General features: G+C 36.1%; 9 protein-coding genes. 4 read left to right on the top strand and 5 right to left on the bottom strand.

Annotation, left to right across the window (positions count from 1 at the left end; genetic code table 11):
- The first annotated feature begins 18 nt into the window (after nucleotides 1-18).
- The 4 genes from EGI22_RS10160 to dusB all read left to right on the top strand — a co-directional run bounded on the left by EGI22_RS10160 (nucleotide 19) and on the right by dusB (nucleotide 8,533).
- Nucleotides 19-3,954, top strand: a complete 3,936-nt coding sequence (locus tag EGI22_RS10160) for an NPCBM/NEW2 domain-containing protein (RefSeq protein ID WP_255068208.1) — start codon at nucleotides 19-21, stop codon at nucleotides 3,952-3,954.
- A gap of 440 nt (nucleotides 3,955-4,394) precedes the next feature.
- Nucleotides 4,395-5,888 (top strand): hypothetical protein, encoded by a 1,494-nt coding sequence (locus tag EGI22_RS10155; RefSeq protein WP_255068206.1) that lies wholly within the window; start codon nucleotides 4,395-4,397, stop codon nucleotides 5,886-5,888.
- A gap of 72 nt (nucleotides 5,889-5,960) precedes the next feature.
- The gene (locus EGI22_RS10150) at nucleotides 5,961-7,415 is read left to right on the top strand and encodes a tail fiber domain-containing protein (protein ID WP_255068204.1); all 1,455 of its coding nucleotides are present in this window, start codon (nucleotides 5,961-5,963) and stop codon (nucleotides 7,413-7,415) included.
- Between the two features lie 89 nt (nucleotides 7,416-7,504).
- Nucleotides 7,505-8,533 carry a tRNA dihydrouridine synthase DusB gene (gene dusB, locus EGI22_RS10145; protein WP_255068202.1) on the top strand — a complete coding sequence of 343 codons (1,029 nt, stop codon included), beginning with the start codon at nucleotides 7,505-7,507 and terminating at the stop codon, nucleotides 8,531-8,533.
- Here dusB and EGI22_RS10140 read toward each other — a convergent pair.
- The 5 genes from EGI22_RS10140 to ccsA form a co-directional block, all read right to left on the bottom strand.
- Nucleotides 8,530-8,883 carry a DUF6516 family protein gene (locus EGI22_RS10140; RefSeq protein ID WP_255068201.1) on the bottom strand — a complete coding sequence of 118 codons (354 nt, stop codon included), beginning with the start codon at nucleotides 8,881-8,883 and terminating at the stop codon, nucleotides 8,530-8,532. The two genes, dusB and EGI22_RS10140, sit on opposite strands and share 4 nt — an antisense overlap.
- Nucleotides 8,880-9,182, bottom strand: coding sequence for a hypothetical protein (locus tag EGI22_RS10135; protein ID WP_255068200.1), 303 nt, complete (start codon nucleotides 9,180-9,182; stop codon nucleotides 8,880-8,882). The genes EGI22_RS10140 and EGI22_RS10135 overlap by 4 nt, the downstream gene beginning before the upstream one ends.
- Nucleotides 9,183-9,299: 117 nt before the next feature.
- Nucleotides 9,300-12,617, bottom strand: coding sequence for a preprotein translocase subunit SecA (secA, locus tag EGI22_RS10130; protein WP_255068199.1), 3,318 nt, complete (start codon nucleotides 12,615-12,617; stop codon nucleotides 9,300-9,302).
- 154 nt (nucleotides 12,618-12,771) lie between these two features.
- Complete coding sequence (locus EGI22_RS10125) at nucleotides 12,772-13,374, bottom strand: DUF4230 domain-containing protein (protein WP_255068198.1); 603 nt, start codon at nucleotides 13,372-13,374, stop codon at nucleotides 12,772-12,774.
- Nucleotides 13,371-15,893: a cytochrome c biogenesis protein CcsA gene (ccsA, locus tag EGI22_RS10120; RefSeq protein ID WP_255068197.1), complete on the bottom strand. Its 2,523-nt coding sequence runs from the start codon at nucleotides 15,891-15,893 to the stop codon at nucleotides 13,371-13,373. The genes EGI22_RS10125 and ccsA overlap by 4 nt, the downstream gene beginning before the upstream one ends.
- Nucleotides 15,894-15,906: the final 13 nt, after the last annotated feature.

The raw sequence follows: 15,906 nt of genomic DNA, 5'->3' as shown, positions 1-15,906 counted from the left end.
TATAAAATTTAATTTAACATGAAAAAATTTATAGTTCTTTCAATGGCTTTGCTATGCTCTTTTTTTAGTATCGCCCAAACCAATTTATTTGGTAAAATTACCTATCCTGCTGATGGTATAGTTTTTCAACGAACTTCGAGTTCTAATTCCGTTACGGTTTCAATACAAGTACGCCAAATCAATTCTAATTGGAAATTTAGACTTTACAAAGGTTTAGGAATACCTTACTCGAATACTGAAATCCAAACGGGAGTTATCACGTCTTTGCCGAATCTTACCAGTAAAAGTAATGGAGACATGTATACTTATCATGCCAAATTTTCTGGTCTTTCAGAGGGATGGTATTCTTTAGAAATTTATTATGAACCAAATCCTGGTTTTAAGCTGTTTGCAGATTACGTCACTTTTGGAATTGGGGATGTTTATGTTATCGCTGGGCAATCTAATGCTTCTGCATATAATTTTTTGAATAGACCAGTTGGTGATGGTACAGTATTAACCCCTGAATTTAATGAAATTAAAACCAATCGGCGTGGTATGTTCGATTTTTCTGGTTCAGAAGATGCTACTGTTTCTTTTTTAGAAAATGTAAACAATTTTGGGCCGAAAATAACCAGAACATTAAATTATAATGGTAGATGGGATTGGGCATCCTCGGTGACTGATGTTCTTAATCCTTACAACGATTTGAGTCCGATAGATGGTAATGTTTTAGGTTTGCCTTACAAGAAGAAATTTGAATATTTACGACATGGTACGAACAAATTTAGTGAACCAATCTACATATTTCCTAATGGACATGCCTCTTGGTATTGGGCTGCTCTAGGTCAAAAAATTGCATCAACCAACAATACTCCAACACTTTTTTTAAATACTGCGTACCATGGAAGTGGCCTTGTAAGCGAATGGGGAGTTAAAGATGGTCAAGGTAACTTAATAAATAATAACGCAAAGAAATTTTTTAGAACTCTGGGGATGTATGGCGGAATCTGTGGAGTGAAATCTATCCTTTGGCATCAAGGTGAGCAAGATGCGGCAATTTTGTCACAAGCACCTGGAGATAATAGTTGGAGCGATTACAACAATACAACTCAGGTTATTTCAGATTATAGTGCTAGATTAAATGATATTATTAATAAATCTAGGCAAGTATTGAATTCTGGCACTAATTTATCTTGGTATGTTTCTCAAGTGTCAATGTTTACTGGGAAGGGAAATATAATAAATGATACCGGAAAATCAGGATTAAGTAGTCCCATTCAATTGCCAAATAATAGCCAAAGAGGAGCTACACATTATTATATCCATTCGGGAATTACTGGACAACAAGCAGCTGTTGTAAACCTTACAAATAAAGTCTTTGAAGGGGTTACCGATTCTGATAATATTACGGGTGACTCAAGAGACGAAACTAATAAATTACATTATTCAGGAAATAAGCTCTACGGTTCTAAGAATACACTACAGGAAATGGGTGATAGGTGGTATACAAAGATTTATCAAAACCATTCGAGTAGTACTGGAGTAGCTCCGCAAGATTTGGTGAAAATATCATCTATTAGTCAATCTGGATCCAATATAACAATAACTTATGAGTCAATTCCTGGAGCAAAATATTATTTTACAACTGACGAGAAGGGGGTTTATTCTGGTACAGGTTTACCATTAGGACCTTCTGGTAATACCTACCTTAATACTAATTTAAACTCTAATAGCTGGACGTTTAATGCGGATATTCCAAATTCACAATGGTTGACTGCTTATGTAGAAGATGCGAATGGTAAGTTCAGGGCATGTCAACCCTACATTGCCACTAATTTAAACCAAGTTCCGGCAAAGAAAACGTTGTGGAAGCGTATTTTTGGTATGGATGCTCCATCAAATAGTTCCACAATTAGTAATGAATTAAGATTTGAAAATGTAGTTTGGGAGATAAGTTCAAAGCCTTCTTGGGTTAATAACATACAGTTTGTTTCAAATGGTGGCGAAGAGAACCTTAGATTATCACTTGATATGAATTCTGGCAATTTGAGAAGTGGGACAGTTGTAGTTTCAGAGGTAGGAGGAGGGGTTTCAACTTCCTTTACGATCACTCAGGAGGGATCAACCTCCATTACTACCCCACTCACCTCGCTAAACCCCACCATCACTTCAGGCTATTACAGATTAAATAAATCATTTGGTAACATAACGATGAAGATAGCTGATACACAATATACCCAAGGCATAGGCGTGCATGCCAATAGCAGTTTAACCTATAATCTTGGGGGGCAATATAATACCTTCAATTTTAAAATTGGGCAAGATGATGAATCAAATTGCGGCGATGGGGTGCAGTTTAGTATCAAAGCCGATGGCGTTATTATTTATGGGCCTGTTACTAAAACTTATTGGCAACCAGCTACTGTCCAAAGTGTATCTGTAAGTGGTAAAAACACGCTTGAACTTATAGTTAACATGGGATCCAACGACTATTGTGATCACGCAGACTGGGCAGAGGTATATTTACAAAGTGGCTCAAGTGGCTGTGGAACACCACCTATCGCTCCCACCGCAGTTTCAGCAAGTCCTTCATCTATAAGTTCGGGCGGTAGTAGTACCTTGGCTGCCTCATGTGCCTATGGTGCAGTAACTTGGAGTAATGGATCTACTGGCAACAGTATCAGTATTTCGCCTAGTGTTACAACCAATTATACTGTTAAATGTGTATCAGCAGGTTGCCCAGATAGCCCAGTAGTAGGTGTAACAGTAAACGTTTCTAATAGCCCTTGTTCGGCAGTTACGAATAACCTCACGATGGGAACATGGACTGTGACTGGGCATCCTCTTGTGGCAAGGTATTTTCATAACCAATATTGGCTTACTCAACGAATAGGCACCAATCCAGAGAAGTTTTTGGTAAGAGGCTCTAACATGCTTACTCGTGGCGATGTAACGCTTAATAATGTCTCATATTCTGGCCTAACCACGTGTTTTGCTTGGCAGAATAGCAACTATGGGGGTTTGGCCGTTCCCAACTCTACGGAGTTTCCTACGCCATCTGGTTTTACGTTGGGCTATGAGCCTGATGGTACACCATTTTACACTGCTAATGGTAGCTGCGGTCTTTCCGCACCTACCAATGTGTCTGCAAGTCCAGCCAGTATAATTTCAGGTCAAAGTTCTACATTATCAGCCACTTGTGCCACAGGCACCAGGCTATGGAGTACAGGAGCGACATCTGCCACGATAGTAGTAAGCCCAGCCAGCACTACCACTTACACAGTAAAATGTACCCAATCAGGCTGTCCTGATAGCCCAACCACAAGTGTTACTGTACAGGTAGGCCCTTGTGCGTCATTGAGTCATAATCTGGTAATGGGAACTTGGACAGTTACGGGCCATCCATTAGTTGCCAAATATTATAATAACCAATGGTGGTTGGTACAACGAATTGCCACAAACCCAGAGAAATTCTTGGTAAGAGGTTCTGAAATGCTAACCAGAGGTGACGTAACACTTACGAATGGTTCTTACAGCAGTTTGGTAGGTTGTTTTACTTGGACATATAGTGCCTATGGTGGATTACAAACACCAAATAGCACGGAGTTTCCAACCCCAAGTGGCTGGCAGTTTGCCACCGAGCCTGACGGTACGCCCTTTTATACCTCAATAGGAGGAGCAAGACAAAGTACCGAGCAGAATACAACAGAAGAAGAACAACCTAAATTTGTTTCGGTATTTCCAAACCCCAATCATGGCGAGTTTAAGGTTAAAGTATATTTAGAAGAAGCAAGCGATTTATCTATAGATTTGATAAGTTCTTCAGGCAAAATTTACCAAAGTCAAAAAGCTGTGGGAGTAAAAGGAGAAAATGAGATACCATTTAAAGCCCAAAACATAAGTGGCGGTAACTATCTGATACGAGTAAAATCGAAAGATAAGGTGGAGTCTACTACTGTTGTTATACAATAAAAATAAAACAGCGTTTAATTTAAAGTTTAGCTTTTTTGAGAAATTCAAAGGAGCTAAACTTTTTTGTTTTGCAAGGGTCAATGATAGTTGATGATTTAAAAAATAGAACTTCTCTATTGCTTTGATTTTTATTTGAAAAGGCAAATTGTAATGAACTACTACTTGATATAAATCAATTATAAAAAACTGATATTCATCATGTTGTAAAATTTATTTAGCTAAATATTAGGATTATGTGTTTTTTTTTTTTTCAATTTGGGGCATCAATTGAAAAAAACACCTTAAGGATGCTTATTTTTACGTTATTGATTTTGATACCGTAAATTACCGTTGCGTAAATCACAGCCACAGCCTTTACCGAGAAACACACATTGCCTCTCTTTAAAAGCTACACTATGAAATATGTGACCATTAGAAACATTTTAAACTTTTAAAATCTAATGAGAACAAAAATTATGATTACTACATTATTGGCAGCCAGCATCATGCTCAGCTGCAACCCAAAAGAAATTTTGGAGCCTACTATTGATTTTCCAGCTTTCGTGGTTATTGATGGGGATACTGTAAAGACTAAAAATGATAAAACTGAAAGAGATAAAGTTGACAAGTTTTCAAAAGTAGGTCTTTTTGAAACCGTAGTTACTGGTGATACCATAATTACATTTAAAGAACCTAAAAAACTTAAACCTGCGAAATTTCCTTACTTAACAAAACACAAAAATGATAAAATACTTGAATTAAAGGGAAAGCCTTTTAAGCTTGTGGCAGCAGGAAGCAACCTTATGCTGGGCATGAGAGACGGAGGTATATTTAATGAAGGAATGTTAACCTCTTATCCTACTTTGATTGCCAATCAAATGGGAATTGATTTTAAGAATGGACTTTTCGACAAGAATGAATATAATGGATTGGGCCGAAAAGTGCCCACATCTTTTAACCCGACTGGTGGGCCAGTTCCAAAACGTAAGGAAGCTATAAATAACTTAGCCATCGAAAATGGCCGTTTAAAGAAATTTTTAGGTGTGACAGATAATTATTATATTACAAATCGAGGAGCTGTTGATAATCGAGATGCCAATAGAATTAGGTTCGGAGGATTAAATTTTCTGTCAAAGCGGGATGGTTCGCAGGAAAGTTTTGCTTATGATCTTAGTGTCAATAAAAACAAATTTGATTTTCTTCTTTTTGAAAATGGTTTACAAGATATTTTGATTGGTGAGGTTTTGAGACCGGTAGGAATTGGTTTAAAATATGATTTGGTAGAATTGGAAAAGACAAAAATTAACTCAAAAGTTGAAGTTTTTACCGATGCCATAACGGGGTTTGGTCCTGAATTGTATTCAACTATTTTCAAGCTGTTGGTTAGTCAGCAACTCAATAAAGGCGTAATAATTAACTGTCCAGATTTCGAAGATCTGCCTTATTTCAGTACCAATTATAGACAACAAGTACAAAAAATAGAAGATACATATCATGTTTTTTCAGGATTTGGTAGAGAAACCTTAGTATTTGGCTCTTCTTCCATTGATTCTTTATTGGCTCCCAATGTAAATATTAACCTTAAACCATGGGTTGTTCAAAAAAAGAATTTGGATGCTTCTGGAACAGGCTATCTTTTAGATGCTTATACTTTAAGAAATTTCAATGAGGAGATAATGAAGAAAAACGAAAATTCTAAAATATTAAGTGAATATGCTAAAATGCCAATTTTTGATATTAACTCTTTTTACAAGAAGATTTTAAAGGGTACGGTTGTTTCGGATGATGGAGTATTAGTAAATGCTCGATGGCCTTCAGGTAATTTTTTCTCTTCTGATGGAATATATCCAACTGCATTTGGTCAAGCCGTGATTGCAAATGAGATTATAAAAATCATGAATGGTTTCTACAAAATGGATATAGAGCTCATACCCACGCGAGAATATTTGAAATAAAATCCATTAACGTACACATTAGCATTGTAATTAATCAATTATCCATAATAAAAAAAACAAAACACATTTATCATGAAAAAAAGACTTTATTTATTGAGTTTTTGTCTATTTCCATTTTTTTTGTGTGCTCAGACAAGCATCACAACAACCAATTCTAACAGTACCACCATTTCGCCAAATGGAATTGTTGATAATCGTCCACAGGCACTTTCAGCGACAAATAAATACATTGCTATTGGAGATAGTGCAATGTATTCCAATGTTTCAGGCGAAGCCGTAGTGGGTATTGGTCATAAAACATTAGCAAAAAGCACAGCTGTTGGGTATTCGGTAGCCATAGGAGATAGAGCCATGTATAATTCTATTCAAGGATATAGCAATATAGGTATTGGGCCGAGTGCATTGTATTCAACAAACTCATATAATAACATCGGAATTGGTTTGTCAGCACTTTTTCATAATAATAATGGTATAAATAACATAGGATTGGGTAGTATGGTACTATTTGAAAATACCAATGGCGAAAAGAATATCGTTTTGGGAAATAATGCAATGTGGAATAGTAAATCTCTTTCCGAAAGTATTGTTATAGGCAACGGAGCACTTTATAATTTGGCTTATGAAAATATTAATAATTCAGTTCCTATTAATCTAATTGCCATTGGAAACAATGTAGCCAAGAACTTTACAATTCCTAGTAATTACCACCAGATGGGATACATTAGTAATGTTTTAATTGGAAATAATTCATTCACTAGTGCAGTTTCTGGAGATGGAAATACAACCTTAGGAGTAAATACGCTAAGTATGACTAATAATTCAAGTAATAATACCGCTGTCGGAAATTCATCACTTCAGAGTCTTCAGAATAATGAACTAATTCATGGTGAAAATTCTGCTTTAGGTGTGTATTCTTTAGTTAATTTATTATTTGGTTCAAGAAACACTGCCATGGGAACAGCTTCGGGGAATAGTCTTGTAAACGGAAATAACAATACATTTTTAGGGACATCTTCTGGTGTTAATGTCACACCATACGCAACAAGTGTATCAAACGCTATGGCTTTAGGATTTAATGCCAAAGTAAATACAGACAATAAAGTAGTGATTGGAGATGCAAATGTTAGCCAGATAGGTGGTTACGCCACATGGACTAATTACTCAGATAAAAGACTGAAAGAAAATATTTCTTATGATAATTCGCTTGGTTTAAGTTTTATAAATGAATTGAAAACTGCCAAGTACAATTACATTGCAGATGAAAATAAAAATGTTAGAAATGGGCTTATTGCTCAAGATGTAAAAGAAATATTGTTAAAAAATAACTGGACTTTTAGTGGTTTAATTGAAGATAATGATTTGCCGCATACTTTAAACCTTTCATATTCTGAGTTAGTAATTCCTTTAATAAATGCTGTTAAAGAGCTGTCTACTGAAAATGAATCTTTAAAAATGCAGTTGAGCAATTTTAGAAATGAAATAGATAAAATTAAAGAAGAGTTGACGTCAAAATCTAACTTGAATTGAAAATTCTTTATTTTGATAAATTAGCTTTTTAGTAAAAATAAAAGGAGCTAAACTTTAAAAAGCTTAATTTTGCAGTTCAATAGATTAGAATGGTAAAAATAGGCAATATAGAATTAGGAGAGTTTCCGCTTTTGCTGGCACCGATGGAAGATGTGAGTGATCCGCCGTTTCGTCAGGTGTGTAAAGAAAACGGGGCAGATATGATGTACACAGAGTTTGTGTCTTCAGAAGGATTGATACGTAATGCTCACAAAAGTGTGCAGAAATTGGATATTTTTGAATATGAGCGTCCTATCGGCATTCAGCTTTTTGGAAGTGATGTGGATACCATGGCCGAATGTACTAGAATAGCCACTGGTGCTAATCCAGACCTGATAGACATAAACTATGGCTGTCCGGTAAAGAAAGTGGCTTGTAGAGGAGCTGGGGCGGCATTGTTGCAAGATATTCCTTTGATGACAAAAATGACCTCAGAGGTGGTGAAAGCTACGCATTTGCCAGTGACAGTTAAGACAAGATTAGGTTGGGATGAAAGTACTAAAAACATAGAAGAAGTTGCAGAGAGACTGCAAGATGTGGGTATTCAGGCATTAAGTATTCATGGTCGTACACGTGCACAACTCTACAAAGGCGAGGCAGATTGGACTTTAATAGCAAAAGTAAAAAACAATCCAAGAATCAAGATTCCTATTTTTGGCAATGGAGACATTGATACACCTGAGAAAGCCTTGGATTATAAAAATAGATTTGGTGTAGATGGGATAATGATTGGAAGGGCAGCCATAGGTTATCCATGGATTTTTAATGAAATCAAACATTTTCTTAAAACAGGTGAATACTTAGATATCCCAACAATGACGCAAAGGGTAAATGCGGCAAAACAACACCTCAACTTCTCCATTCAATGGAAGGGTGATACCTTAGGTATGTTGGAAATGAGAAGACACTACTCTAATTATTTCCGAGGACTACCGCATTTTAAAGAATACAGAATGAAATTGGTACAATCACTTGAAAAGGAAGAACTTTTTGAAACACTAGATTTGGTTTTAAGAGAATTTGATGGTGTGATATTGGAATCTAAAGCGAAAGTGGTGGAGTACGGTGGGGTGGATTAAGTGTTTTTTATTGTCTCTCTAATTTCGATTAATACGTCGTTTAATGTAATGTCAATAGATTCTACAATGTTATTTTCTGCCCCAATATGTTTATGATGAGGGTATGTAGAAATATGTTTGTGATGATTTGCATTATCCCATCTAGTTATTAATTCAAATTTTGCATTCATCCATTGATAGGCATACTTTCTCTTTTTTATTGAAAATACCTCGATTTCTGTTGCTTCTAAAAGAGAATTATCAATGAAATGTATTTTTATTTTTGATTCAGAAATTCTTTGATCTTTCCGTTCTTGAAGAATTTTGATTTCATTTATAATTTCTGAAAATTCTTTTAAAACCTCATTCATGCATTTATAGAGGAAAAATCATTTTTATATTCTTTTATGACATCAATTGCTACTTCCCATCTTATACTGTCATCTTCTTTTTCAATTACAGAATGGTTTGTTATTTTGTCAAAATCTTTACAAAATGTATCGAAAGTAGATCCGTATTTTTGTTCAAAAAAGCTGATTTGAGATTGGTAATGAGCTATTTTTTGTTGTAAGATGTTTTTCGCTTGTTCCCTTGCAAAATCCTGGATACTAGCAAATCCCCAAGAATGGATGGTCTCGCTAAGGGCGGTATCACTTTGATTTGTAGTCATTTTGCTTTTATTTATATTGACAAATGTAATATTATTTTTAATTTCATGTTTATTTAAACGAAAAAAAGGACATGATTTTGTGATCACGTCCTCTTTAATTTCTTTTATTTGATATCCTTAATCTACCAAAACAGCATCGCCGCTTAATACATCATTTTCAACGTTTTTAAACTTCACGTCGCGTTTTACGGTTCCGTTGCGGTATTGTACGTTTACTCTGTCGTTTCTGTTCGCCACTTTCTGTGATTTCGCTGGCGTTAACATTGCCGGTCCTGATTCTCCAGAGCCATCATCCGTTCTATTGGTTGATAATTTCGGTTTATCCGTTCTGGTAGGAGGTGCAGCTTGTTGGAATCTCATTTCTACCACGTTGGCTTTCATTAAGAATCCTACAGTCTCGGTATTTACTTTTTTCAAAAACTGCTGAAACAATTCAACTGCCTCAAATTTGTAAATCAACAAGGGGTCTTTTTGCTCATAAGAAGCATTCTGAACAGATTGTTTCAAGTCGTCCATGTCTCTTAAATGCTCCTTCCATTCTTGGTCTATTACATTTAGAGAGATGTTTTTCTCCATTTCCAATATCAACTCACGCCCATCTGTCGCTACTGTTTTTCTTAGGTCAACATAAATAGCCAAATGATGATTGCCATCACCTACAATCGCCATAAATGGCTCACCTTCCATAGCTTGTCTATCTTTGAGGATATTGGCTAATGCAGGCGTGATATTTTTTCTTATAGTTTCGTTTTTGTGTTTGTAATGTGCCTCGGCTTGGTCATATAATTTATGATTTAGTCCAGATCCTCCTTTTGCAAACTCTTCGCTGCTGATGTCTGCCTTGAATCCAAGTCTTTGCATACATCTGACCTCAAACTCATCATAATCGCCTTTGGTGCTAGCTAACAAATCAGCACAAGTGTCATATATAATATTGGCAATATCCAAAGCTAATCTATCGCCGAAAAGAGCATTTTTTCTTCTTTTATAGATAGTATCTCTCTGTACGTTCATTACGTCATCATATTCAATCAAACGCTTACGCATACCGAAGTTGTTTTCCTCCACTTTGGTTTGGGCTCTTTCTATTGAGCTCGTAATCATTGAGTGCTGAATCACTTCGCCCTCTTCCATACCCATACGGTCCATTACCTTGGCTATACGGTCTGAGCCAAACATACGCATCAGGTTGTCTTCTAAACTCACAAAAAACTGAGAAGAACCTGGGTCTCCTTGTCTACCGGCTCTACCTCTAAGCTGACGGTCTACTCGTCTTGATTCGTGTCTTTCAGTACCAATGATGGCCAATCCACCTGATTGCTTACTTTCTGGCGTTAGCTTAATGTCTGTACCTCTACCCGCCATGTTCGTGGCGATAGTTACAGTGCCCGGTTTTCCAGCTTCGGCAACAACATCCGCTTCTTTGGCATGTTGCTTTGCGTTTAGTACTTGGTGAGGTATCTTTTTGATGGTCAGCATTCGGCTAATCAGCTCCGAGTTTTCTACGGATGTAGTACCCAAAAGCACTGGTCTGCCTATTTTTACCATTTCTACAATTTCGTCTGCAACGGCATTGTATTTTTCTCTTACGGTTTTATATACCTTGTCTTGTTTGTCGTCTCTAACGATTTCTCTGTTTGTAGGAATTGAGATAACGTCCAATTTATAAATTTTCCAAAATTCACCCGCTTCAGTCTCGGCAGTACCCGTCATACCACACAATTTGTGGTACATTCTGAAGTAATTTTGAAGAGTAACAGTGGCATAAGTTTGGGTAGAATCTTCAACTTTTACGTTTTCTTTGGCTTCTACAGCTTGGTGTAAGCCATCAGACCAACGTCTACCGTCCATTATACGACCCGTTTGCTCATCTACAATTTTTACCTTGCCGTCCATTAACACATAGTCAACGTCAATTTCAAACAATGTGTAAGCTTTAAGCAATTGGTTAACCGCATGAATACGCTCTGCTTTTGTAGAATAATCTCTTATTAAATCATCATTTTTCAAGATTTTGTCTTCTTTCGAAATGTCCATTTTTTCGATAGCCGCCATCTCTATGCTCAAGTCAGGCATAGTAAAGAAATTAGCATCTTGGTCATGTGATGCCAAAAAGTCCAAACCTTTGTCAGTAAGTTCTATCGAATTGTTTTTTTCGTCAATAGTGAAATACAAAGGAGCATCTGCCTGAGGCATAAGTTTTTGGTTTTCAGCCAAATAAATACCTTCGGTTTCTAATAAAAGTTTTTTGTTACCTGTTTCAGAAAGGTATTTAATCAAAGGTTTGTTTTTTGGTAAACCTCTAAATGCTCTATATAATGATAGTCCACCTTCTTTTTTATCACCTTCTGCTATCAATTTTTTAGCTTCTACCAAGAAACCACTTACCAATTGTTTTTGAGCTTCAACGATTTGTGCAATCCTAGGTTTTAAGGTATTGAAAAGCTCATCATCGTTTTTCTTGGTCATTGGTCCGCTGATAATCAATGGTGTACGAGCATCATCGACTAAAACGGAGTCAACCTCATCCACCATAGCATAGTGTGGTGGTCTTTGAACCAATTCGTCAGGGTCATTGACCATATTGTCACGAAGATAGTCAAAGCCAAATTCGTTGTTTGTACCATAAGTTATACCCGCATTATATGCTTTTTTACGAGCGTGGGAGTTTGAGGGGTGCTTGTCTATACAGTCACAAGTTATACCATTAAACTCAAATATTGGCCCCATCCACTCGGAGTCACGTCGAGCTAGGTAATCATTTACCGTAACAATATGTACTCCTCTGCCAGCCAATGCATTCAAAAACGCAGGGAAAGTTGCCACAAGGGTTTTACCTTCTCCTGTTGCCATTTCAGCGATATTTCCTTTATGTAGAGCCGCACCACCTATGATCTGTACGTCATAGTGCTCCATGTCCCATTTTACCATGTTACCAGCGGCTAGCCATTCGTTTTTCCAAATTGCCTTGTCGCCAGCTATTTCTATATGGCCTTTGGTCATCGCCAATTCTCTGTCAAGATGACTGGCAGTAACTTCGATGGTAGCATTTTCTTTGAATCTTCTTGCGGTTTCTTTTACTATAGCAAAAGCCTTTGGGAGTATTTCTAAAAGAACTTCTTCAAGCTCGATATTTCTTTTTACTTCAAGTTCGTCTATTTTTTTAAAAATAGCCTCTCTTTGGTCTATTCCCATGTCAGGGTTGCTGTCAGAGCTTTCTTTAAGCGAAATTACTTCGTTGTCTATATGCGAAAGTTTCTCTTTGATATAGTTTTGAAGATCAATGGTCTTTTGTCTAAAAGCGTCATTGCTAAGGCCTGAAAGTTTTTGAAATTCTTCGTTTGTGCTTGCTACATAAGGACTTAGGCCTTTGATGTCTTTCTCTGATTTTGTGCCAAATACCTTGGCAATACTCTTAGTTAAAAAATTGAACATTTTTATATCTTATTTCTTTTATTGTCTATTTTAATTAAATGCAAATTTACTGAATTCCAACGTTTTGTTTACAAGAATAGTGCTGTAATTGCAAAAATAAGGATTTACGGTCAAAATGGCAGTTTGGATATGATTTTTATGAAGAAATGACCATCTACTTTAATCTGTTCAATTTTCCTTCAAGTGGAAATTTGAAAACTACTTTTTTATCACTGAGGTTTTCTAAAATAGGTTTTAAAACTATTCCTGCATTTTTTTTGGTTTGTTCTAATAAGTCAGAATTTAAAGCAGATTGTAATATTTGCTCTTCTGCCTTTCGATAGGCCTCGTCTAACAATAAGGCTTCATTCATAAATGCATAATCTGTTTTGTAAATTTTAGATTTTGAATGATCAATCTTATGATAACAGATTTCAGGTGTTGGTAAATTGACCACAATAGTGTCACCAATGGTAAAAACATCTTTGTCTGTTACTCTACTTAAATCTATACATCCAACTGCCTCGCCTTGAACTATTAAAATGGCTTTGGGGTCTGGCAAAAAATCTCTGATTATTTCTTGCTCTACCACATCTCTGAAAGAATATTTTACCAATTCCATTTTCCCAAGACTCGTGATTTTGTTTATCACAATGTTGTGGGTTGTGTTTACTTTATCCGAGGTAAAGAATGAAAATGATTTTATTTTTTCCCAAACAAAAATGCTAAGAAAAATCAAGCCAATAAAGAACAATATTTTGAGGCCGTTTTTTATCATTTCATGGCGATTCTAAATCTCCTAAATGCCGCAATACTCATACCTATCACTAAAAGAGCAGTACCTAACCAAAGTAGATTGATAAATGGTTTTTCTATGGCTTTTATTACAACAAATTCTTTTTCTCCTCTACTTATACCGAAAGTAAACTTACCAGTTTCAGGGTTTATGGCTAATAATTGTGCCCTTATGCCAAGTTCTTTGCTCACAACAGGTTTGCTCCAAACCTCTCGGTTTTTTATTGCAAAAATTGGTCTCAAAAGCTTTTCTCCATCTCTTTCAAGTATTCTTAGCGTAGCTTGTGCGGCTACATCACCTTGGTTTAATGGTAATCCGTCCAATTCTTGAACTGGTAAAACTTCTTCTAAAATAGCCACAAAATCGTTTAAGAAAAATGTGTCTTTTACCGAAACTGAATAGTTTTCGGGCACACTCCAGTTTTTGTCTTCGTTGGTAGTTACATAATTGACATGCGAGTATATGTCCTTGTTCCAGTATTTTTTAATATCAGGCGAAGCCACATTCCCCATTTTAGGGTTGATTTGATATCTAGGATAAAAGTTAAAGTCTTTTTCTCCCTTTTTCGCATAGTTAATTTGATAATATGTGTTTTGTGATTCGTATTCTACGGTATCACCTCTTTTTGCATAAATTTTATCGCCATCCATTATATCAGCTTTTGCTATCCCTTGGTAATCGCTTTCGGGAATCGGCTGAATAAATCGTTTTTCTATATACCCAGGAACATTTCTTACATCTAAAAACTCACCTCTGAAGTCCAAGGTAAAGTCATTGATTTGCGTTGGACGATTGTAATACAGCAATACATTCTCCTTATTGTCTTTTTCAGAATCAAAAATTTTCTCTTGAGCCACATTTTGAGAAATGATTTTCTCATAAGCGGAAGAATACATAATTCCAATCAACATCAACGCTACTCCAATATGCGTAATGGCACCTCCAGCTACTTTGAAATTTCCTTTTATTATTTCAAATAAAATCGAAAGATTTGCCGTGATAGAAAATACTCCTGCAGTAACTAAAAGTATGTATTGCCATTTGTTTACACCTGTAAAAGTAATAAGCAAAGCAGAAATTAGAAGCGTAATAATCAATGGGTTGAGGAGGTTTTTGAAAGAAGTTTTATCCATTCTTTTCCACCAAAAAAACTGGGCTATTCCTGTCAAAACAATCACCCCAATAAATAACCACATCTGAAAAATCGTGTAGTGTTTCAGAGGGTCAGTGGGCCTGGCCATGTTTAGTTTATAGTTAAATAATCCAGCTAGGCTATTATAAACAGGAATGGAAGTTGTTAAAGTAATCTGAAAAGCTGCTAGACTCAAGGTTGTTACGCCTAGAAATATCCAAAATTCAACTGAGTATGTTGAAATCTCTTTTTCGTCTTTTGGTAATTTTTTCCACCTAAATGCTAACAAAACAGCAGCGGCTACTACATAAAATAATAAGTAAATAAGCAGCTGACCTGAAAGACCTAAGTCAGTAAATGAATGCACAGAGGCATTGCCCAATATTCCGCTTCTTGTTAAAAATGTACTGTATAAGATTAGAATAAACTGTAGAATGCTGAGTATATAGGTGATTTTTAAGGCAGATGAACTTTTTCTTGCTAAAAGCATTGTGTGCATGCTGGCCACCAAAACCAACCAAGGTACATAAACGGCATTTTCTACTGGATCCCAACTCCAATATCCTCCAAAGTTTAGGGTTTCATAAGCCCAAATGGCTCCCATCATAATACCTGTGCCGAGTATTACACCAGAAACCAAAGTCCAAGGAAGGGCTATTTTTGTCCATTCAGTATAATCTTTTTTCCAAAGTGCGGCTATGGCAAATGCAAAAGGAATCAGTGTAGTAGCGAAGCCTAAAAACAAAGTAGGAGGGTGAATTACCATCCAATAGTTTTGCAAAAGGGGATTTAAACCGTTGCCATCTTTCGGTATAAAATTGGGGTTAGTGCTCCAAACTGGTAGATTTGGCATAGATTCTTTGAGCAACAAAAATGGCGAACTTCCTAATTTGAATTCGCCAAACAATACTGCACCCACAATCATCGAAGTTAAAAATGCTTGAACTGATGCAAAAACTGTCATCATTGGACTTTCGAAATGTAGGAAATTCTTTTTGCGGGTTTTAAACCAAAAAATAAGAATAACACCTAAAATAACATTCCAAAACATCCAAAGCAAAAAACTGCCTTCTTGGTCCTGCCAAAAACATGAAATGGCATAGCCTAAAGGTAAACTTAGAGAAGCATTGTCCCAAGCGTAATGGTATTCGAAATATTTATTAAAAATGATACTGAACAGCGTAATCACTATGCCTATCACAAAAAATGTATGCAGATAAAATGATTTTCGAGCAATAGAACGCCAAAAATCAGAATCTTTATTTTTTTCTCTTGAACTTAAAAAATACGTGTAAGTAGCTATTAATGAAGTGATAAAAGCCAAAATAACCGCCGTATGACCGATTTGTCCTAAATAGGCTCTGAGCATTTTTGAAAATTTT

The sequence above is a fragment of the Lacihabitans sp. LS3-19 genome, assembly GCF_024343575.1.
In the GTDB taxonomy this organism is placed as follows: Bacteria; Bacteroidota; Bacteroidia; order Cytophagales; family Spirosomataceae; genus Leadbetterella.
This window is presented reverse-complemented; position numbering and strand designations above follow the sequence as displayed.